Source organism: Burkholderia sp. IDO3, assembly GCF_003366075.1.
Lineage (GTDB): Bacteria > Pseudomonadota > Gammaproteobacteria > Burkholderiales > Burkholderiaceae > Burkholderia > Burkholderia anthina.
This window is the reverse complement of record NZ_CP028962.1, coordinates 1,170,674-1,191,288: the sequence shown is the minus strand read 5'-3', so window position 1 is coordinate 1,191,288 and position 20,615 is coordinate 1,170,674. Positions and strand designations below refer to the sequence as shown.

The following is a 20,615-nucleotide window of genomic DNA, read 5'->3' as shown; positions in this document are numbered from 1 at the left end:
CGAAGGGGGTATCCGGGCGGATTTTAACGATTCAGCCGGATCGTGTCGGCGACAATCGGCCAGGAAGCGTCATACGCGGACACAGTCGCACAGACATTTGGAGGGCGGTTGCGCTCAGGAATCGGCCACTGAATGTCAAGCGTCTGATATGGGACTCCGAGCCAACGATGAAGCCTCGCCTCGCGTTCAGCCCGATCACGTCTTGAGGCTGGCTTTCAGTTGCAAAAGTTCCCTGACAGGCGGGTTCTTAGCGTTAGACGGAATAACAGGGTCGTCGTCGGCTAGGATGGCACCTGAATCTATGTCGTTTGGCCCAATCTCCCATGCTTGCCTCACGACGATCTCGTCCTTCTGGATTGCAACGCCAAATCCCACATCGGGGAACTGGTCGCTGGACACAAAATGGGCGGGGGCAAGAAGATAACTACCGCCCCCGGAAACTGCTTTAAGGAACATATCGAGATTTGCCGTCGTAGATGGTGTCATCGTCTGATGTCTCCCCACCGATACGATGATTTCAGCACTGCCATCTGATCTAACGTTGCCGGTGATGAACACACGATAGGCGGCAGGGTTGCTCCGCATGATGCCCCTCAGTATCACCACTCGTATTTCGTTGTTCGTGTCGTGCTTGCCAAACTGTTTCTGCCAACCGCTGAAGATCTTCTGGGCGGCTTCCTTTTCGGCGTAGCCGAGGCAGAAAACCGGAAGGGGTGCCTGTGACGGGTCATAAAAATAGAATACCGCCCGCCACTTTGCTTGATTCCATAGCGGGATATCGATCAGAGAGATGATCCGGCGGCTGGAATGCGGTTGACTCTCCAGCTTCCGGTCGAAGAATGAACGCAGATCAGCCGGGGCAGTTGGCTCAACGCTATCATCGGCAGATAATGGAAGCTGCGTGATCTCGACATCGTCGCTCCATTCGTGAGCGCGCTTCAACGGAAACTGGCGCGCGTCAGCAGGCGGCTGCCAGTCATTAACAAGTACCTTAGCGCCCGAGCCAAACACGTTTTCCTGCGTGAGCGAGGTCTCGGCATAGATGAGCGCTCTGGCGAAGCCACGCTCTTCGCCAGCGATCCGGTCCATGTAGCGATCCGGGTCCTCGACGACTGCGATATGAATGATGAAGTGCAGTACAACAGCCATCAGACCATCGCGAAACTGCTTTCGCATTTCGGGCGTCGCGACTTGCGGAGGTGTAGCGTACTGCACGAGCAGGAAAGCTTCGTCATCCGTCTCGCCTTTCGATACCCTCAGTCCTTCGGCAAGGTGATCTACCGGCTCGACCACGATCCTTGCCGTTGGGCGGTAGGGCATGACCCGCTCATTGAGACTAGTCGCAAAGAACGCCTCTATGGTTGCGAGAACCGCCTCAGCCGTCGAGATGCCATCGGTTGTAGCGGGAGCTTCAATGCTGATGTGGCATCCCAATACCGTGGAATGGTAATTGACGCGCGAACCAGCTTCGATCTGGGGCCGCTCAGGCATCTGCAGGCGGCCTGGCTGGCCGAAAGCCTTGCACATGAAGCTGTCGATATCATCATCCGACCAGCGCTCTTCGGTGAAACCTTCATTGCGCAATTCGTCACGGTAGCCTAGCGCGTATAGGAGGAAGCCCTTCGCCATAAACAGACCTTGCGCTTCGAGCACCTCGGGTAGTCCGCCCATCTCCTTTAGTTGTGGCAACGAGGAAGCAAGCATTAGTATGCCCAGCATGCACTCCGACGTCGTCAGATGTTCATTGAAACTCTCGAGTCGATCGTCCCGAAGCATGAGTTGCGGCGCGAGCATCTTTTCGAGTTCGATTGTAGTGAGCGTATGTGCGATGCGCCCTAGACGCAATTCGACCTCGGTGAGCTTACGAACGCAGGTGAGTGCCAAAGGCAGGAGCCTACCCTCCTCCGCGAAATAGGCTAAACACCGCTCACACGCGGACAAGGCACAACAACGCGCGGCCCAAAGCAGACCGACCTCAAGGTATGCGTGATACAACGTCACCAGACAGAAAATCAGATCGTGGCGGTGTTCGCGTTTAACGAAGCGCTCCATCGCACGACCGAGCAGACTGATGGCTTCATAAGGCTTGCCCGCCTCCAGCTTTTTTATGCCACGCTCGCGAAGCATCCCTGCGCCAGCTGCCTCGCCGCGACGTTTTTCCAGCGCAGCAACTACCGATTCAAACAGTTGGTCAAACTCCTCATCGTCAACGCCAAGCGCGCTGATTTCCTCGATGAGCTTCGCCAGCCGTTCGAAGGGATAGTCCCCGAGATTTTCCGCATCCACCACGATCTGCGAAAGCGCTTTCCAAATGTCTCCACGCGCCTCTGGCACTCCCTCGACCATCACATCGTGCATGGCAAGAAAGACAAGGGCTGTACGTGCTTGAAGCGCATTGTTGGGGCGCATGCTTTCCGAGGCGAGGCGCTCCAGTGCGGTGGTCAGGCTATTTCGCCGTGCTTCGATTTTGGCATCGGCTCCAGAAATGACCTTACGCTGAACTTGGCTGGAAAGAACCATCCAAAGATTCATGACCAGTTCGACATCTTCCATGTGCATGGAACTGAGACCGAACGCCTCCACAGTATCGTAAAGCACATTCAACTGCTGCAGGTCGTTGAACCAGAAGACAACCGTCCACGCATAGTTATAGGCAATTCTCAACCGCTGCTTGACGTTCTCGGACGTGTTTGCAATCCGCTCAGCGCGGATGAAAAGACCGTCGATTTCGGTTCTCGGCCGGCCCAGACCGCGCGCAAGAATCGCCGCTCGCAACGCGTCTTCAGCCTGTTGGTACCGTGCACCCTGATAGTAGTCAGGATCAGCGATCGCCTTTTCGAGTTCGTCGAGTTCCTGTCGACGTTCCAAGTCTGCTGGACCGATTTTCCTTTCAACGAGAGGACGAAGATCTTCGATCTTGAGAGCTTCAATCGCGATATCTACCCTCCCGTTTTCGATCACCGCATTGGTAATCCAAGAACGGTCCAGGATAACGACCCGTATCCCGGTTTCCCTGGAGAGCGTGTCTTCACTTTCAGCCCGAGACTTGTCTGGCGCAAATTGGTTCGTAATAAAGTAGATCCGGGTGTAGCCACGGTTCGTCGATGCAATATTGCGGACGTCGCTGCGGACCTTGGATTTCCAGTCCTTTTTCGCACTGAATGCAAACGCCCATCGCTCATGCGCAGCGGCAGGATCGCTACCCACCCACAGCTCTGCCAGTTCACCAGATACAGGAATCGTCTCACTGTCTGCTTTGCTATCGCCCCCACCGGTCGGCCCCGTTTGGGGACGCAAGTTAGGGCAGATTTCCTTCTCCGCAAGACGGCGCGCAAAGTAGGCGAATTCGGTTTCTTGGCTGCGGCTCGTGAGCGTTTCAAGGTGATATTCAAGGAAACCTTGTGTCAACTCTAGCGAGGATGCCAGTTCAGAGTCCGAATACTCGCTGGGACGTCGGGTACGCATGTAGCTGACAGGATCCGGGGCAGCCTCAGGTCCGTGGCTCTTATGATTTGGGTTCGACATGCTCGGCTATTCCATGAGGGCTTCGGGAGTATTCATTCGGCTAATTGCTGCAAAGCAACATTGCGTTGTCTCGCCGGTCCATTGACCTTCCGTTGATCGTCTGTCGGCAGGCCCTAAACACGTCGCTATCGCGAGCTATGCCGCAGTCAGCTTTGGATAATTTACATGAAAGATGTCTGGACTACGGTCCAAGAATCATCCGGTGGTCCAGGAAATTAAGACGCACTTTTTCACGGACTGTTGTCAGGTCAATCCCGGTCAGTAGTTTGCGCAGGTCGCGGATGACCGAATTGGGTCGACAACCGACGCCCACGGAACTTCACGAAGAACCCAATTTTTTTCACGCTACCTGCGTATCGCGCGCAGCTTCACCCGCCGCGCTCTGCGTCATCCACATCGACCGCCCCACACGCTATTCAGGACCCCCAATGAATCGCAACCGCCCCGACTCCCCCATCAGCAACGCGCGATTCGCGTCCGCCGCCGCGCGCAGGTAATCCCACAGCGCCGTCACGCGCCGCAGCTTGCGCAGATCCTCGCGACAGGTCAGCCAGAAGCAGCGCGTGACGACCACGTCGTCCGGCAGCACCGGCACCAGCGCCGGCTGCGTAGCCGCCATGAAGCACGGCAGGATCGCGAGCGCGCCGCCCTGCAGCGCCGCGAACACCTGCGCGATCACGCTCGTCGTACGCAGCCCGGCCGTCGCACCCGGCACCGCGCGCTCCAGATACAGCAGCTCGCTGCTGAACGCGAGATCGTCGACGTAGCTGATGAACGCGTGCCGCGCGAGATCGTCGGTGCACGTGATCGGAGGATGGTTCGCGAGATAGTCGCGGGTCGCATAAAGCCGCAGCTGGTAGTCGCACAGCTTCGTGACCACGTAAGGCCCGCGCTCGGGCCGCTCGAGCGTGATCGCGAGATCGGCCTCGCGCTTGGGCAGGTTGACGAAATGCGGAACGGGCAGCAGATCGACCGTCACATGCGGATGCGCGACGCGAAACCGCGCGAGCTGCGGCGCGAGGAAAAAGCAGCCGAACCCTTCGGTCGACCCGATCCGCACATGGCCCGACAGCGCCTCGCCGGTATTCGCGACCTGGTCGCATGCGGACTGCACGGTCGTCTCCATCGCATCGGCATACGCGACGAGCCGCTGGCCCTCGGCCGTCAGCGTGAAGCCGCCGGAGCGCGACTTGTCGAACAGCAGCGTGCCCATCGCGGTTTCGAGCGCGCGAATGCGCCGCGCGACGGTCGTGTAGTCGACGCCGAGCCGCTTCGCCGCGCCGCTCGCACGCTGCGTGCGCGCGACTTCGAGGAAGAAACGCAGGTCGTCCCAGTTCAGGTTGCCGGAAACCGGCTCGGTGGCGTGTCGCATCGGCGAGGGAAAAAGGGCTATGTCTCCGGGCCGGCCGTCGATATGCATAAATGCACATCCAACCGGTTTTCTTGTCGGTACATCATGGATCCGCGCATAACTATACTCGACCGTGACCTGAGGACCATGAGCCGCGGGCAATAAAACCGGAGACACCATGCAGACCCGATCCACCCTCGATGAGCATGCAACCGCCGCGGCGCCGGCACCCGCCCGCACCGCGAAGCACTACCTGCTGGCCGGCTGGGCCAGCATGGCCGGCACCACGATCGAGTGGTACGACTTCTTCCTCTACGGCACCGCCGCCGCGCTCGTGTTCAACCGCATCTTCTTCCCGTCGCTCGACCCGGTCGTCGGCACGCTCGCCGCGTTCGGCACGTTCGCGGTCGGCTTCATCGGCCGGCCGATGGGCGGCATCGTGTTCGGCCACTTCGGCGACCGCATCGGCCGCAAGTCGATGCTGATGATCACGCTGCTGCTGATGGGCGTGCCGAGCATGGTGATCGGGCTGATTCCGTCTTACGACAGCATCGGCTACTGGGCCGCCGCGCTGCTGATCGCGATGCGCTTCCTGCAAGGGATGGCGGTCGGCGGCGAATGGGGCGGCGCGGTGCTGATGGCCGTCGAGCATGCGCCGAAGGGCCGCAAGGGGCTGTTCGGCAGCCTGCCGCAGACGGGCGTCGGGCTCGGCCTGATCCTGTCGTCGGTCGCGATGGCCGCAGTCGCCGCGCTGCCCGACGCCGACATGCTGTCGTGGGGCTGGCGCGTGCCGTTCCTCGCGAGCATCGTGCTGGTCGGCCTCGGCTGGTTCATCCGCGCGAAGGTGCCGGAGTCGCCCGACTTCGAGAAGGTCCGCAAGCAGGGCAAGGCGGAGAAGTCGCCGGTGACGGCCGCGCTGCGCCGCCATCCGCGCGAGGTGCTGACGATCGTCGGCGCGCGCGCCGCCGAGAACACGTGGTTCTACATGGTCGTCACGTTCGCGCTCGCCTATGCGACGCAGCAGCTGCATCTGCCGAAGGCCGAGATGCTGCACGCGATCACGGCCGGCGCGGTGCTGTCGCTCGTCACGATGCCGCTGTGCGGCCACCTGAGCGACAAGATCGGCCAGCGCCGGATGTTCGCGATCGGCCTCGTGCTGATGTGCGCGTTCGCCGCGCCGTTCTTCATGATGCTCGGCACGCAGCAGACGTCGTACGCGTGGTGGGCGATCGTGCTCGGCCTCGGCGTCGTGTTCCCGATTCTCTATGCGCCCGAGTCGCTGCTGTTCGCGCAGCAGTTCCCGGCGGAAATCCGCTACAGCGGCATCTCGCTGTCGGTGCAGTTGGCCGGCGTGATCGGCGGCGGTTTCGCGCCGATGATCGCGACGTCGCTGCTCAAGGTCGGCGGCGGCCAGCCCCATTACGTGATCGCGTACCTCGTCGGCTTCGGCGTGTTCGCGCTCGCGTGTACCGCATTGATGCGGCCGGCGCGTCCGTAAGCAACCCGCCCCGCACCAGCCCGCATCGCCCCGATTCCAGTTCGACCTGCCGTCCGCCGTGGCCGCACGCGCGACGGACGCAGACCACCCTTTTTCTTCGCACCACCGTTTCCCGGAGAGTTCCATGAACGCCGCAGTTCCCCAGACCACCCTCGCCCTGCCCACCGCCAAGCTGCTGATCGACGGCGCGTTCGTCGAATCGCAAAGCGCCGAATGGGGCGACATCGTGAACCCCGCGACGCAGGAAGTGATCGGCCGCGTGCCGTACGCCACGCTCGACGAGGTCGATGCCGCGATCGCCTCCGCGCAGCGCGCGTTCCAGACCTGGAAGACGACGCCGATCGGCGCGCGCCTGCGCATCATGCTGAAGTTCCAGGATCTGGTGCGCCGCAATCTCGAACGGATCGCGAAAACGCTGACGGCCGAGCAAGGCAAGACGTTGCCCGACGCGCAGGGCGACATCTTCCGCGGCCTCGAAGTGGTCGAGCATGCGTGCTCGATCGGCACGCTGCAGCAAGGCGAATTCGCGGAGAACGTCGCGGGCGGCGTCGACACCTACACGCTGCGCCAGCCGATCGGCGTATGCGCGGGCATCACGCCGTTCAACTTCCCCGGGATGATTCCGCTGTGGATGTTCCCGATGGCGATCGTGTGCGGCAACACGTTCGTGCTGAAGCCGTCCGAGCAGGATCCGCTGTCGACGATGCAGCTCGTCGAACTCGCGATCGAGGCCGGCGTGCCGCAGGGCGTGCTGAACGTCGTGCACGGCGGCAAGACGGTGGTCGACCGTCTCTGCACGCATCCGGACATCAAGGCGATCTCGTTCGTCGGCTCGACGCGCGTCGGCACGCACGTGTACAACCTCGGCAGCCAGCACGGCAAGCGCGTGCAGTCGATGATGGGCGCGAAGAACCACGCCGTCGTGCTGCCGGATGCGCATCGCGAGCAGTCGATCAATGCGCTGGTGGGCGCCGGCTTCGGCGCGGCCGGCCAGCGCTGCATGGCGACGTCGGTCGTCGTGCTCGTCGGCCAGGCGCGCGACTGGCTGCCCGATCTCGTCGAGAAGGCGAAGGCGCTGAAGGTCAACGCCGGCGCCGAAGCCGGCACGGACGTCGGTCCGGTCGTGTCGAAGGCCGCGAAGGCACGCATCCTGTCGCTGATCGACGCGGGCGTGAAGGAAGGCGCGACGCTGCTGCTCGACGGCCGCGACGTGAAGGTGCCGGGCTACGAGCAGGGCAACTTCGTCGGCCCGACGATCTTCTCGGGCGTGACGACCGACATGTCGATCTACCAGGAAGAAATCTTCGGGCCGGTGGTGGTCGTGCTCGAAGCGGATACGCTCGACGAAGCGATCGCGCTCGTCAACGCGAACCCGATGGGCAACGGCGTGGGGCTGTTCACGCAAAGCGGCGCGGCCGCGCGCAAGTTCCAGAGCGAGATCGACATCGGCCAGGTCGGCATCAACATCCCGATCCCGGTGCCGGTCCCCTACTTCAGCTTCACCGGTTCGCGCGGCTCGAAGCTCGGCGATCTCGGCCCGTACGGCAAGCAGGTCGTGCAGTTCTACACGCAGACGAAGACGGTCACCGCGCGCTGGTTCGACGACGACGCGACGGCCGGCGGCGTGAACACGACGATCGCGCTGCGCTGAGCGAGGGCCCGCACATGGAAATCGCATTCATCGGACTCGGCAACATGGGCGGCCCCATGGCCGCCAACCTGCTCAAGGCCGGCCACGCACTGACGGTGTTCGACCTCGACGCGAACGCGGTCGACGCCGCGGTGCGCGCGGGCGCGACGGCCGCCGCCTCGCCGCGCGACGCGGCCGCGCGCGGCGCGCTGGTCATCACGATGCTGCCGGCCGCGCAGCACGTGCGCGCCGTCTACCTGGGCGACGACGGCGTGCTGGCCGGCGCGCGCGCCGGCGCAACGTTCGTCGACTGCAGCACGATCGATCCGGGCACCGTGCGCGCGGTGGCCGAAGCGGCCGCGCAGCGCGACTTCCCGCTCGCCGATGCGCCGGTGTCGGGCGGCACCGGCGGCGCGCAGGCCGGCACGCTGACCTTCATGGTCGGTGCGCCCGACGCGCTGTTCGAGCGCATCCGCCCGGTGCTGCTCGACATGGGCAAGAACGTCGTGCATTGCGGCGGCACGGGCACCGGGCAGATCGCGAAGATCTGCAACAACCTGCTGCTCGGGATCTCGATGATGGGCGTGTCGGAGGCGATGGCGCTCGGCGCGGCGCTCGGCATCGAGCCTTCGGTGCTGGCCGGGATCATCAACACGTCGACCGGGCGCTGCTGGAGCTCGGACACGTACAACCCGTACCCGGGCGTGAACGATGCGGCGCCCGCCGCGCGCGGCTATGCCGGCGGCTTCGCGGCGAACCTGATGCTGAAGGATCTCGGGCTCGCCACCGAAGCTGCACGCAACGCGCGGCAGCCGGTGTGGATGGGCGCGCTCGCGCAGCAGCTCTATCAATCGATGAGCCAGCAAGGGCTCGGCACGCTGGACTTCTCCGCGTGCGTGAAGCTGTACGAAGCACAACCCGCGTAACGCAGCAAACGGACGTGCGCCGACCCGCGATGCCCGTCAACGGCATCGCGGGTCGAATCACATCCGGAGGAACGCGGGCGCGGGCGCCGCGAACGCGCGATCGACGCTTACCCGCGCGGGTTCGACGCGGTCTCGAAGGTCGGATGGCACTCGAACGCAAGCTCGGAGCGCGCATCGACACGGCGGCCGCCGGTCACCGACTCCTGCTTCACGCTCGCGCGCAACCCGCGCTGCGAACAGTAGTTGGTGGCTTCGTTCACGGCTTTTTCATGGGCGTCGGCCCACGTCGTCGACACGCCGAGCGTGCGCGTCGTCACGGTGAAAACGTTCGGGTTCGACGTCGCGGTCACGTCGGATGCGGTTGAACACGCGGCGAGCAAGCATACGGCAGCCGCGACGGTCAACCATCGCAGGGATCGAAAAGAGACAGGGATGGACATGGGGGGCAAGCGCCCGTCGATTCGACGGCATTGAGCAACATAGGCGACAGTATGCCTGTCCGATCGCAGGAGATCATGCCCCTTTCGGTGAACACATTGTTTCGAATGGTTAAACGATGACCCCGCTTCGGCAAGATTTACGGCCTGCGCGGTATGGTGCGCGGCCCGGGGCGTCGCTTTTCCCGGCTGCCGCGCGAAGCCGGGCCAGCGTGAGCGTCGAGCCCGCCCTCGTCAGTGCGCGCCCTCGCGCCGGATCCTCGCCGAGGCGTCCTCCAGATTGCGCCACGCCGGTTGCCCCGGCGCGTAGCGCGCGCGGATGTATGCGGCGAGCTCGGCCATCTGCCGGTCGTCGAATGCGTCGCGAAAACCCGGCATGTAGCCGAGCTGGGCGGTGGCCGGCTGGTCGATCCCGTTGTGCAGCACGCGCAGCAGATTGTCGGGCGCGGCCTGGCTGACGCTCGTGTTGAGCCCCAACAACGGACGCACGCCGAGATGTCCGACGCCGCCCGATTCCGCGTGACAGACCGCGCATGCGGCCTCGAACGCGCGGCGGCCGCTTTCGAGGCCGAGCGTCGCGACGGCTTCCGCGCCGTGCGCGCGACGGATCGCCGCATCCGCGGCCGTGGCGGCATCGACGGACGGCGACAGCGACGCCAGATAGTGCGAGATCGCCCGCACGTCGGATTCGGGCAACGATGCGAGCCCCGCGACGACGGGCGCCATCGGCCCCGCCGCGACGCCGTGCTGGGCGGAGAAGCCCGTGCGCAGATAGTCGAACAGCGCACCTTCGGTCCACGGCACCGGCGCGGCCGGCGACGCGACGAGCGGCGGCGCGATCCAGCCTTCCGCCTCGCCGCCCGCGAGATACGCGCGCCCGCCCTTCTCCGCGCCGAGCGCGTTGCGCGGCGTGTGGCACGCGCCGCAATGGCCGGCCCCATCGACCAGGTACTTGCCGCGATTCCACATCGCGGAGCGCGCCGGATCCGGCGCGAACGGCCGCGCGTCGTGAAACAGCCAGTTCCATCCGGCGACGAGACGCCGCTGGTCGAGCGGAAACGGCAGCTTCGTCTTCGGCGGCGCGTACTTCACCGCCGGCTGCGCCATCAGGTACGCATAGAGCGCGAGCAGGTCGGGCTCGCTCATCTTCGCGAACGCGGTGTACGGGAATGCCGGGTACAGATGCGTGCCGTCGCGCCCGATGCCTTCGCGCATCGCGCGCGCGAACGCCGGATACGACCATGCGCCGATGCCGGTTTCCGGATCGGGCGTGAGGTTGGTCGTGTAGATCGTGCCGAACGGCGTGTCGAGCGCGAGCCCGCCCGCATTGGTCGCGCCGCCGGGCGCGGTGTGGCATACCGCGCAATCGCCGGCGAGCGCGATCAGGCGGCCGCGCTCGAGCGTCGCCGCGCTCCACATCGCGCCGTCCGCGCCGCCAGGCGCGAGCGGAGCGATCGGCGCGGGGCCCGGCAGGATCGCGCAGGCGAGCCCGATCAGCCCGCCGACCACGCCGCCCGCACCGCCGCCGGCCAGCCAGCGGCGCCAGCGCGACGGGCGGCGCGGTGCGCCCGGCTGCCCTTCGGCGAGATCGGCCGGCACCGGCCGTGCCAGCGCCGCACGAATGCGCGCGGCGTCGAACGGCGGCGCGCGAAATCGCACGCCCGTCGCGTCGTACAGCGCGTTCGCGATCGCGGCGGCGGCCGGCGCGGCCGCCTGCTCGATCCGTTGCGCGTCGCGGGTCGACAACGGCTGCGCGCGATCGGCACCGGCGGCCGCCGGATCGAACGCGACGAGTTCATGCGCGATCGTATCCGGCGGCATGCCGTGGCCGGTCTCGTCATGCGCAGGACGCGCGGACAACCGCGCGCCCATCACGCGCGAGATCGCCGCCTCGATCTGCCACGCGGGCAGACCGGCCATCGACGGCTGCCCCGGTTCGCCCGCGCCCTGCCCCGCCACCACGCGCCGCACCGCGACGTCGCCCGTCGCGCGATCGACGTCGAGATCGACGACCCACGCGGACCAGTGCGGGTCGCTTTCGTGCGCGGCATCGGCTGGCGGCTTCCCGCTGTCGAGCGGCGCGGCGAGCGTGCCGGCGCCGTCGAATGCGAAGCCGCGGCCGCTGACACGCGTATTCGCCCGCGCCTGCGCGTCGGCTGCGGCCGGTTCGCCCCACGCGGCGCGTTCGCTGACCATCCGGATAATCTCGCGCGGCCCCGCATCGCGCGATGCATCGAGATGCTGCAAACGCAGCGCGACCGGATCGCGGCCCAGCGTACCGGCCAGTTCGTCGACGAAGGATTCGCGTGCGAATGCGTGTGCGTGGCCGGGAATCGCGTGATCGGCATCGGCCATTTCGATCGACGTCTGCGCATGCCGGTAGACGAATGGTGACGACGGCGCGGATGCGTCGCCGTCCGTTGCCGCGGGTGGCGCATCCGGCGTCGCGCCGGCTTGCGCGCGATACCGCCACGTCGTCATCCGTCCGTCGGGCGCGGTTCGGGTTTCGACGTTGAACGAGGCCTGCGCGCGCGTGTCGCCGATCGGCCATTCGTAGCGCGCGCGATGCGTGCGTGCCGCATCGCCCCCGCGCTGCGCGGAATCGGCGACGACTTCACCGCGCGGCTCGCCCTGTGTCGTGTCTGGTTCGGGCCGCGCGGTCAGGCTGAGGTCATGCTTCATCGCCGTCGCCCCGCAGATAACGCGCGGCCCGATGCACCGCGCGAATGATCTCCAGATGCGTGCCGCAGCGGCACAGGTTGAAGCGCAGCGCGGCGCGGATCGCCGCATCGTCCGGCGACGGATCGCGGTCGAGCAGCGCCTTCGTGCTCATGATCATCCCGTTCAGGCAATAGCCGCATTGCGCGGCCTGCTCGTCGATGAACGCGCGCTGGATCGGATGCGGCGCAGCGCGCGAGCCGAGCCCTTCGAGCGTCGTCACGTCGCGCCCGTTGGCCGCGGCGGCCGGCACGACGCACGCGCGCGTCGGCTGTCCGTCGACGAGCACGGTGCACGCGCCGCACTGGCCGAACCCGCAGCCGTATTTCGGGCCGTTGAGCGCGCAGTCGTTGCGCAGGACCAGCAGCAGCGGCGCATCGGGCGCGGCATCGTCGAAGGTATGCGGCGCGCCGTTCACGCGAAACGCGAGCGGCCGCGACGAAGGAGCGGGATGGGACATGAATGGATCCGGAAGGCAGCGTGCGCGCCGGGGCCGGGCCGGCGGCAGGCATGGCCGCCGGCTCGCGACGGCCGGTGTCACGCACGCTGCTCACGTATAACACGCCGAAATGCGCGCGTACCGCCGCACGATCCGCGATACGGCCGCGCGCCGCACGGCGCCGGGCTCGCGTGCGTCAGGCGACGGCCGCGACGGTGCTGCGCGACGGCGACTCCAGCGGCACGCCGAACACGTCGTAGCCGAACACCCACGCCGGATCCTCGTTCGTGCGCAGCCACGTGTTGTTGTGCGACACGAGCTGCACCTTCGACGCACGCGCCGCGCGATTCGCTTCGTACAGCGCGAACGCGCCCGCGTAATCGCCGATGCCGACCTCGTCGAGACAGCGCGCGAGCATCGCGGCATCCTCGATCGCCATCGCGGCGCCCTGCGCCATGTGCGGCTTCATCGGATGGCATGCATCGCCGAGCAGCACGAGACGGCCGCGGCTCCACAGCGGCAGCGGATCGCGCTCGAGCAGCGGCCACTTCGTGATCGACGGCGACACGTCGATCAGGTGCTGGATGTCCGCATGAAAACCCGCGAACGCTTCGCGCATTTCGTCGCGGCTGCTGTCGACCATCGACACGCCTTCCGGCCACTCGGCCTGCGGCACGCCGGTCACGTAGTAATACTCGTCGCGCTTCTCGGTCACGTAGTAGACCATCATGTGGCGATCCTCCGACCACCACTTCACGCACATGTCGTACGGCTTGTTGCCGAGCAGCGACGCGGGGAATACCGCGCGATGCGCGACGTAGCCCGTATAGCGCGGCGGCTCCGCGCCGAGCAGGTGCTCGCGAATCCGCGAATTCACGCCGTCCGCGCCGATCACGATGTTGGCCGTCTCGACGCTGCCGTCCGCGAACGTCAGGCGCACCTCGCCGCCGGTGTCCTCCACCGCAGCAAGCCGCTTGCCGAAGCGGATCGTGCCGGGCGTCACCGCCTGCGTCATCAATGCATGGAAATCGCCGCGATGCACGGTCAGGTAGCTCGCGCCGTACGTCTTGCGCGCGTAGTCGCCGAGCGGAATCTGCGACAGCACGTCGGCCGTCCGCCAGTCGCGGCTGTACCAGAAATCCGGATGCGAACCCATCGTCTCCAGCGCGTCCTCGCAGCCGATGCGCCGCATGATCTTCATCACGTTCGGGCCGAGATGAATCCCCGCGCCGAGGCGCGAGAACGCCGGCGCCTGCTCGTACAACGCGACGTCGTAGCCGCCGCGCTGCAGCAGTGCAGCCGCGGCCGTGCCGCCGAGACCGGCGCCGATGATTGCGATACGGGGTTTGCTCATGCGGATCTCCTGATCGTGGGCCCGTCGCCGAACACGGTGCGAGAACGGGCGGATTGAATGGCATTTATGTAGCGTACACACTCAATTTATTCACGACAAGAGGATTGTCGAGCACGGCCGAGATATACGGGAAAACACCAATAAAATCCAGATATCTCGCGCTCACAAACGCTCCGCATCGATCGGCAATCATTTTGATCCATTGCCATTTTCAAATGTACACACTAGACTTTGCTCGAAATCAGGCGACCCCGCATCCGCGTGCCGCCCCACCCTTACCGACACGGAGCCTCCCGTCATGAGCAAGACCTACCGCATCGGCCAGATCGTGCCGAGTTCCAACACGACGATGGAAACCGAGATTCCCGCGATGCTGCGGTTGCGCGAAACGATCCGGCCCGAACGCTTCACGTATCACTCGAGCCGGATGCGGATGAAGAAGGTCGTCAAGGAAGAGCTGGCGGCGATGGATGCCGAATCCGACCGCTGCGCGATGGAGCTGAGCGATGCGCGCGTCGACGTGCTCGGCTATGCGTGCCTCGTCGCGATCATGGCGATGGGCCACGGCTATCACCGCGTGTCGCAGAAGCGTCTGCGCGAGCGCACGCAGGAGAACGGCGGCGACGCCCCCGTCATCACCAGCGCCGGCGCGCTCGTCGACGCACTGAAGGTGATCGGCGCGAAGCGCATCGTGGTGGTCGCGCCGTACATGGTGCCGCTGACCGAGCTGGTGGTCGACTACATCCGCAACGAAGGCTACGACGTGATCGCGTACCGCGCGCTGGAAATTCCGGACAACCTCGACGTCGGCCGTCACGACCCGGCGCGCCTGCCCGACATCGTGAAGACGCTGCCGTACCAGGACGCCGATGCGATCGTGCTGTCCGCCTGCGTACAGATGCCGTCGCTGCCGGCCGTCGCGAAGGTCGAGGCGATGACGGGCAAGCCGGTGATCACGGCCGCGATCGCGACCACCTACGCGATGCTGCGCGAACTTGATCTCGAACCGGTCGTGCCGGGCGCCGGCGCCCTGCTGTCCGGCGCGTACTGATTACGGGTTGCCGCCCTTTCGACGGAGCTTTTTCATGTCTTCAACTTTCCTGTACGGCGCGAATGTCCACGCCAACGGCATCCGCCAGCACTACCTGCGCTACGGCGGCACCGCCGGTGCGCGCGCGTCGCGTCCGGCGGTCGTGCTGATCCCCGGCATCACGAGCCCCGCGATCACGTGGGGCTTCGTCGGCGAAGTGTTCGGCGCGGCGTTCGACACCTACGTGCTCGACGTGCGCGGCCGCGGGCTGTCCGAGGCGTCGTCGACGCTCGACTACGGTCTCGACGCGCAGGCCGACGACATCGCGGCGCTGGTTGCCGCGCTCGGCCTGCCGCGCACGAGCCTCGTCGGCCATTCGATGGGCGCGCGGATCGCCGCCCGCGCGGCGCGGCGCGCCATCCGCGGGCTCGAATCGGTCGTGCTCGTCGATCCGCCGGTGTCAGGCCCGAACCGCCGCGACTATCCGGGCAAGCTGCCGTGGTACATCGACTCGATGGCGCTCGCGCGCGCCGGCACCGACGCCGAAGGGATGCGCGCGTTCTGCCCGACCTGGACCGATGCCGAGCTGCAACTGCGCGCCGAATGGCTGCACACCTGCGACGAGCGCGCGGTGCGCGCGACGTACGAGAGCTTCCATGCCGACGATTTCCACGCGGACGCCGCGCGGCTGACCGTGCCGTCGCTGCTGATCACGGCCGGGCGCGGCGACGTGGTGCGCGACGACGACGTCGCGGAACTGCAGCGCGCCACGCCGTCGATGCGACACGTGCGCGTGCCCGACGCGGGCCACATGATTCCGTGGGACAACGCGGCGGGCTTCTACGCCGCGTTCGGCGACTTCCTCGGCGCGCCGCTCGCGGCCTGAGCGCGTCGCCCACTCTTTCCTTCACGCCTTTACCGGAGCCGACGATGCCAGTCAGCGACACCCAACTGATCGACGCGTGGAAGCAGGTGCTCACGCTGTCGCGCCTCGAACCCGGCCAGACCGTCACGATCCTGACGAGCGCGGCCACGCATCCGCAAACGCTGTCGTGCGCGCTGATCGCGACGCAATCGATGGGCGCGATCGTCAACCGCCTCGACCTGCCGCCGGTGAACGGCGAGAAGGCGTTCAGCCGCGACCCGCTCGCGTATCTCGGCACGACGCCGCTGACCGGCAACCGCGCCGCGATCGCCGCGCTGCGCGAGAGCGACCTCGTGCTCGACCTGATGACGCTGCTGTTCTCGCCCGAGCAGCACGACATCCTGAAGTCCGGCACGAAGATCCTGCTCGCGGTCGAGCCGCCCGAAGTGCTGGTGCGGATGGTGCCCACGCTGGCCGACCGCACGCGCGTGCTCGGCGCCGCCAAGAAGATCGCCGCCGCGCGCGAGATGCGCGTGACCTCCGCGGCCGGCACCGCGCTCGCGTGTCCGCTCGGCGACTTTCCGCCGACCGCCGAATACGGCTTCGTCGACGCGCCGGGCCGCTGGGATCACTGGCCGAGCGGCTTCGCGCTGACCTACCCGAACGACCGCACCGCGCGCGGCACGATCGTGATCGATCGCGGCGACATCCTGCTGCCGCAGAAGCACTACGTGAGCGAGCCGATCGCGCTGACCGTCGAAGGCGGCTATGCGACGCGCATCGAAGGCGGCGTCGACGCCGACCTGCTGCGCGACTACATGGAAACCTTCGCCGACCCGGAAGGCTATGCGATCTCGCACATCGGCTGGGGGCTGCAGCCGCGCGCGCGCTGGTCGACGCTCGGCCTGTACGACCGCGAAGCGACGATCGGCATGGACGCGCGCGCATTCGAAGGCAACTTCCTGTTCTCGCTCGGGCCGAACAACGAAGGCGGCGGCAACCGCACCACCACCTGTCACATCGACATTCCGCTGCGCCGCTGCACGGTCGAACTCGACGGCGAGACCGTCGTGCGCGACGGCCGCGTGATCGATCAACCCGCCTGACCGACGAGTACCCGACACCATGACCGATCTTTCCCATCACGCCGAAGCGGGCGTCTATCGCCAGCAGGGTTTCGGCACGCCGCTGCCGCCGCACGGCAACATCGGACTGCTGATCGTCGACTTCGTGGTCGGCTTCGCCGATCCCGTGACGTTCGGCGGCGGCAACATCGCGCCGGCGATCGCGCGCACGACGCGGGCGCTCGCGCTCGCGCGCGAACGCGGCTGGCCCGTCGCGCACAGCCGCATCGTGTACGCGGACGACGGCAGCGACGACAACGTGTTTTCGCTGAAGGTGCCCGGCATGGCAACGCTGACCGAGCATCATCCGAACAGCGCGATCGTGCCCGAGCTCACGCCCGCTGCCGGCGAACTCGTCGTGCGCAAGACCGTGCCGTCCGCGTTCTTCGGCACGCAACTGGCGCCGTGGCTCGCGCAGCGCGCGGTGCAGACGCTGCTCGTCGCGGGCGCGGTGACGAGCGGCTGCGTGCGCGCGAGCGTGGTCGACGCGATGTCGCACGGGTTCCGTCCGCTGGTGCTCGCTGATTGCGTCGGCGATCGCGCGATCGCGCCGCACGATGCGAACCTGTTCGACATGCAGCAAAAATATGCGGCCGTGATGCCGCTCGACGATGCGATCGCGGCGGTCGACGCCGCGCACGCGCGCTGAGCTATCGTCACGAGCCGTCGCGCAGCGCGGGCGCCGGCCGCGCCGGTGCGCCCGCGCGCGATTGACGCTGCGGTTTTGGCGGCCTAGATTCGACGCGTGCGCGGCCGGCGGCGCACGCGCGCCGCACCCGCCGCGACCGTTCGCCGGCCGCGCCCTTCCCGACAGGACTCTTCATCCGTGAATCGCTTCGAACTGCTTGCGCGCGGCGGCTGCCTGACCGTGATCCGCCCGCCCGCGCCGCCCGTGAAGCCGGCGCCCGGCCAGCCGGGCAGCCTGTCGTCGTACGTACCGGCGCTGCCCGAAGTGTTCGTCGCAATCCTCGACGACGGACGCATCCTCGCCTTCAACGGACACGTCGACCTCGGCACCGGCATCCGTACGTCGCTCGCGCAGATCGTCGCCGAGGAACTCGACGTGCCGGCCGCGCGCGTCACGATGGTGCTCGGCGACACGGCCGCGACGCCGAACCAGGGCCCGACCATCGCGAGCGCGACAATCCAGATTTCCGCCACACCGCTGCGTTGCGCGGCCGCCCAGGCGCGGCACGCGCTGCTGGCGCTGGCCGCCGAGCGCTTCGGCATCGACGCCGTGCAACTCGTCACCGAAGACGGGACGATCTCGGTTCCCGCCGACGGACGCACCGCGACATTCGCCGCGCTCGTCGCCACGCACCGCATCGCGCTGACGCTCGACCTGAATGCGCGGACGAAGGATCCCGCGCACTACCGGATCGTCGGCAAGTCGTCGCCGCGCGTCGACGTGCCCGCGAAGGCCACCGGCCAGCTCACGTTCGTGCACGACATGCGCGTGCCGGGCATGCTGCACGGCCGCGTCGTACGGCCGCCGTATGCGGGCCACGACAGCGGCGCGTTCGTCGGCACGTCGCTCGTCGACGTCGATCGCGCGTCGGTCGCCGACGTTCCGGGGCTGGTGGCCGTCGTCGCGATCGGGGACTTCGTCGGCGTCGTTGCCGAACGCGAGGAACATGCGATTCGCGCGGCGCGTCAGTTGCGCGTCACGTGGCGACCGCACCCCGCGCTGCCGTCGCTCGATGCGCCGGCCGCCGCGATCGCCGCCGCGCCCGCGCAACGTCGCGTCCTGCTCGACGAAGGCAGCGTCGAGGCGGCGCGCACGCAACCCGGCACGATCACGCTGTCGCGCACCTACGCGTGGCCGTTCCAGATGCACGGCTCGATCGGCCCGTCGTGCGCGCTCGCCGACTATCGCGCGCCGGGCGACGGCCGGATCACCGTGTGGTCCGGCACGCAGAACCCGGTGTCGCTGCGCTACGACCTCGCGACGCTCGTGGCGCGCGACGAAGCGGATTTCGACATCGTGCGGATGGAAGCGGCCGGCTGCTACGGCCGCAACGGCGCGGACGACGTATGCGGCGACGCGCTGCTGCTGTCGCGCGCGGTCGGCCGGCCGGTGCGCGTGCAACTGTCGCGTGCGGACGAACATCTGTGGGAACCGAAGGGCGCCGGCCAGCTGATGCAGGTGACGGGCACCGTGACGCGCGACGGCCGCCTGCTCGGCTACGACTTCACGACGCGCTATCCGTCGAACGACGCGCCGCTGCTCGCGACGCTGCTGACCGGCGCGATCGCACCCGAGCCGCGCGTGTTCGAGATGGGCGACCGGACGGCCGTGTCGCCTTATGCAAGCCCGAATCGCCGTTTCGTCTGCGAGGATCTCGCGCCGCTCGTGCGCGCGTCGTGGCTGCGCGGCGTATCGGCGCTGCCGAACTCGTTCGCGCACGACGCGTTCGTCGACGAATGCGCGGCGCTGGCCGGCATCGATCCGCTCGCGTTCCGCATTCGCCATCTGCAGGACACACGTGCGATCGAACTGCTGCGGGCCGTGGCCGAGCGCGCGGGCTGGACGCCGCGCGCAGGCCGCGACAAGGAACGGGATGGCCGCGATGGCGCGCGCGTCGTGCGCGGCCGCGGCATTGCCTATGCACGCTACGTGCACAGTCGCTTCCCCGGTTTCGGCGCGGCGTGGTCCGCATGGGTCGTCGACCTGAGCGTCGATCGCGTGTCGGGCGAAATCCGGATCGAGCGCGTGACGGTCGGCCAGGACACCGGCACGATGATCAATCCGGACGGCGTGCGCCACCAGATCCACGGCAACGTGATCCAGGTATTGAGCCGCACGCTGAAGGAGCGCGTCCGGTTCGCCGACGGCAAGGTCGCGTCGCGCGAATGGGCGAGTTATCCGATCCTGACGTTCGACGAAGTGCCGGACGTCGACGTCGTACTGATGCCCAGACAAGGCGAGCCGCCGCTCGGCGCGGGCGAATCGGCATCGGTGCCGGGGCCGGCCGCGGTCGCGAATGCGCTGTTCGATGCGACCGGCGTGCGCGTCTACGCGCCGCCGTTCACGCCCGAAACGGTGCGGGCCGCGCTACGCGAGGCCGGCCGGCTTCAAGGCGCCGAAACGCCTGCCGTCGCGGGCGCCGTATAGCGCCGTATAGCGCCGGGTTGCGTCGATAGACGGACGGCGCCGTGCATCACGCATCGCCGTCGGCCTCCATCATCTTGCGCAGCAGGTACTGCAGCGCGACGCGCTCGCCCGGATTGAGCGGGCCGTACGTGCGCTCCGTCACCTGCCGCGCGAACGGCACCGTGCGGTCGATCAGCGCGTGGCCCGCCGCCGTCGCGCGCACGATCAGCTTGCGGCCGTCGTTCGGGTCGGGCAGCACTTCGATCAGCGCGCGCGCCTTCAACCGGTCGACCACGCCGCGGATCGTCGCCTGGTCGATCGCGGTCGCCTTGACGATGTCGTTCAGCGAACACGCCTGCTTTTCCTTGACCGCGCACAGCGCGACGAACTGGGCGGCCGTCAGATCCGAATCGGGGATCGCTTCCTGAAAGATCGCAACGTGACGCTGATATGCGCGGCGCAACAAGTGGCCGACCTGGTCGTGAAAGTCGTAGGAATCCTTGGAAGACGCCATGAAAGTGAAAGCCCGCGCGGCACGAATGGGAAAGGTAAGGAGTGTACACCCTCAAATCGACGCAATCGGCCGCGCGCGCGCCGCTTCGTTGCGGTGCATCAGGGTTCGCC

15 protein-coding genes are annotated in these 20,615 nt (G+C 66.9%); 8 read left to right on the top strand and 7 right to left on the bottom strand.

Annotated features, from left to right (window positions below; translation table 11 throughout):
* Positions 1–195: 195 nt before the first annotated feature.
* Together DCN14_RS05535 and DCN14_RS05530 are read right to left on the bottom strand one after the other, a co-directional pair.
* Entirely contained in the window at positions 196–3,525 is a 3,330-nt protein-coding gene (locus DCN14_RS05535; RefSeq protein ID WP_143331623.1) for a hypothetical protein, read from the bottom strand.
* Between the two features lie 412 nt (positions 3,526–3,937).
* Positions 3,938–4,897, bottom strand: coding sequence for a LysR family transcriptional regulator (locus tag DCN14_RS05530; RefSeq protein ID WP_096499294.1), 960 nt, complete (start codon positions 4,895–4,897; stop codon positions 3,938–3,940).
* A gap of 157 nt (positions 4,898–5,054) precedes the next feature.
* Between DCN14_RS05530 and DCN14_RS05525 the strand changes: the two genes are divergently transcribed.
* From DCN14_RS05525 to mmsB, 3 genes are all read left to right on the top strand, one after another.
* Positions 5,055–6,374: an MFS transporter gene (locus DCN14_RS05525; RefSeq protein WP_096499296.1), complete on the top strand. Its 1,320-nt coding sequence runs from the start codon at positions 5,055–5,057 to the stop codon at positions 6,372–6,374.
* Between the two features lie 124 nt (positions 6,375–6,498).
* The gene (locus DCN14_RS05520) at positions 6,499–8,025 is read left to right on the top strand and encodes a CoA-acylating methylmalonate-semialdehyde dehydrogenase (protein WP_096499298.1); all 1,527 of its coding nucleotides are present in this window, start codon (positions 6,499–6,501) and stop codon (positions 8,023–8,025) included.
* Positions 8,026–8,039: 14 nt separating this feature from the next.
* Positions 8,040–8,930, top strand: a complete 891-nt coding sequence (gene mmsB / locus DCN14_RS05515) for a 3-hydroxyisobutyrate dehydrogenase (RefSeq protein ID WP_115531367.1) — start codon at positions 8,040–8,042, stop codon at positions 8,928–8,930.
* Between the two features lie 107 nt (positions 8,931–9,037).
* Here mmsB and DCN14_RS05510 read toward each other — a convergent pair whose 3' ends face one another.
* The 4 genes from DCN14_RS05510 to DCN14_RS05490 form a co-directional block, all read right to left on the bottom strand.
* Entirely contained in the window at positions 9,038–9,370 is a 333-nt protein-coding gene (locus tag DCN14_RS05510) for a hypothetical protein (RefSeq protein ID WP_096503789.1), read from the bottom strand.
* Positions 9,371–9,601: 231 nt separating this feature from the next.
* Complete coding sequence (locus DCN14_RS05505) at positions 9,602–12,049, bottom strand: cytochrome c (protein ID WP_096503791.1); 2,448 nt, start codon at positions 12,047–12,049, stop codon at positions 9,602–9,604.
* A complete protein-coding gene (locus tag DCN14_RS05500; protein ID WP_096503793.1) occupies positions 12,039–12,545 on the bottom strand; it encodes a (2Fe-2S)-binding protein in 507 nt (168 codons plus the stop codon). Before DCN14_RS05500 ends, DCN14_RS05505 begins: the two co-directional genes overlap by 11 nt.
* Positions 12,546–12,720: 175 nt before the next feature.
* The gene (locus tag DCN14_RS05490) at positions 12,721–13,878 is read right to left on the bottom strand and encodes an FAD-dependent monooxygenase (protein ID WP_096503796.1); all 1,158 of its coding nucleotides are present in this window, start codon (positions 13,876–13,878) and stop codon (positions 12,721–12,723) included.
* A gap of 298 nt (positions 13,879–14,176) precedes the next feature.
* On the opposite strand from DCN14_RS05490, the gene DCN14_RS05485 reads away from it, so the two are divergent.
* The 5 genes from DCN14_RS05485 (at position 14,177) to DCN14_RS05465 (ending at position 20,012) form a co-directional block, all read left to right on the top strand.
* Positions 14,177–14,929: an Asp/Glu racemase gene (locus tag DCN14_RS05485; protein WP_096503798.1), complete on the top strand. Its 753-nt coding sequence runs from the start codon at positions 14,177–14,179 to the stop codon at positions 14,927–14,929.
* Positions 14,930–14,963: 34 nt separating this feature from the next.
* The gene (locus DCN14_RS05480) at positions 14,964–15,794 is read left to right on the top strand and encodes an alpha/beta hydrolase (RefSeq protein WP_096503800.1); all 831 of its coding nucleotides are present in this window, start codon (positions 14,964–14,966) and stop codon (positions 15,792–15,794) included.
* Positions 15,795–15,838: 44 nt separating this feature from the next.
* The gene (locus DCN14_RS05475; protein WP_096503802.1) at positions 15,839–16,879 is read left to right on the top strand and encodes a 2,5-dihydroxypyridine 5,6-dioxygenase; all 1,041 of its coding nucleotides are present in this window, start codon (positions 15,839–15,841) and stop codon (positions 16,877–16,879) included.
* A 19-nt stretch (positions 16,880–16,898) separates the two neighbouring features.
* Entirely contained in the window at positions 16,899–17,546 is a 648-nt protein-coding gene (locus DCN14_RS05470; protein WP_096503804.1) for an isochorismatase family protein, read from the top strand.
* A 177-nt stretch (positions 17,547–17,723) separates the two neighbouring features.
* Positions 17,724–20,012, top strand: a complete 2,289-nt coding sequence (locus DCN14_RS05465) for a molybdopterin cofactor-binding domain-containing protein (RefSeq protein ID WP_096503806.1) — start codon at positions 17,724–17,726, stop codon at positions 20,010–20,012.
* 46 nt (positions 20,013–20,058) lie between these two features.
* On the opposite strand, the gene DCN14_RS05460 is transcribed toward DCN14_RS05465, so the two are convergent.
* A complete protein-coding gene (locus DCN14_RS05460) occupies positions 20,059–20,505 on the bottom strand; it encodes a MarR family winged helix-turn-helix transcriptional regulator (RefSeq protein ID WP_096503808.1) in 447 nt (148 codons plus the stop codon).
* Positions 20,506–20,615: the final 110 nt, after the last annotated feature.

What these genes read in the sequence shown, in the direction of transcription:
- DCN14_RS05535 (WP_143331623.1), bottom strand. Translation starts at nt 3,525, where the DNA reads ATGTCGAACCCAAATCATAAGAGCCACGGACCTGAGGCTGCCCCGGAT.
- DCN14_RS05530 (WP_096499294.1), bottom strand. Translation starts at nt 4,897, where the DNA reads ATGCGACACGCCACCGAGCCGGTTTCCGGCAACCTGAACTGGGACGAC.
- DCN14_RS05525 (WP_096499296.1), top strand. Translation starts at nt 5,055, where the DNA reads ATGCAGACCCGATCCACCCTCGATGAGCATGCAACCGCCGCGGCGCCG.
- DCN14_RS05520 (WP_096499298.1), top strand. Translation starts at nt 6,499, where the DNA reads ATGAACGCCGCAGTTCCCCAGACCACCCTCGCCCTGCCCACCGCCAAG.
- mmsB (WP_115531367.1), top strand. Translation starts at nt 8,040, where the DNA reads ATGGAAATCGCATTCATCGGACTCGGCAACATGGGCGGCCCCATGGCC.
- DCN14_RS05510 (WP_096503789.1), bottom strand. Translation starts at nt 9,370, where the DNA reads ATGTCCATCCCTGTCTCTTTTCGATCCCTGCGATGGTTGACCGTCGCG.
- DCN14_RS05505 (WP_096503791.1), bottom strand. Translation starts at nt 12,049, where the DNA reads ATGAAGCATGACCTCAGCCTGACCGCGCGGCCCGAACCAGACACGACA.
- DCN14_RS05500 (WP_096503793.1), bottom strand. Translation starts at nt 12,545, where the DNA reads ATGTCCCATCCCGCTCCTTCGTCGCGGCCGCTCGCGTTTCGCGTGAAC.
- DCN14_RS05490 (WP_096503796.1), bottom strand. Translation starts at nt 13,878, where the DNA reads ATGAGCAAACCCCGTATCGCAATCATCGGCGCCGGTCTCGGCGGCACG.
- DCN14_RS05485 (WP_096503798.1), top strand. Translation starts at nt 14,177, where the DNA reads ATGAGCAAGACCTACCGCATCGGCCAGATCGTGCCGAGTTCCAACACG.
- DCN14_RS05480 (WP_096503800.1), top strand. Translation starts at nt 14,964, where the DNA reads ATGTCTTCAACTTTCCTGTACGGCGCGAATGTCCACGCCAACGGCATC.
- DCN14_RS05475 (WP_096503802.1), top strand. Translation starts at nt 15,839, where the DNA reads ATGCCAGTCAGCGACACCCAACTGATCGACGCGTGGAAGCAGGTGCTC.
- DCN14_RS05470 (WP_096503804.1), top strand. Translation starts at nt 16,899, where the DNA reads ATGACCGATCTTTCCCATCACGCCGAAGCGGGCGTCTATCGCCAGCAG.
- DCN14_RS05460 (WP_096503808.1), bottom strand. Translation starts at nt 20,505, where the DNA reads ATGGCGTCTTCCAAGGATTCCTACGACTTTCACGACCAGGTCGGCCAC.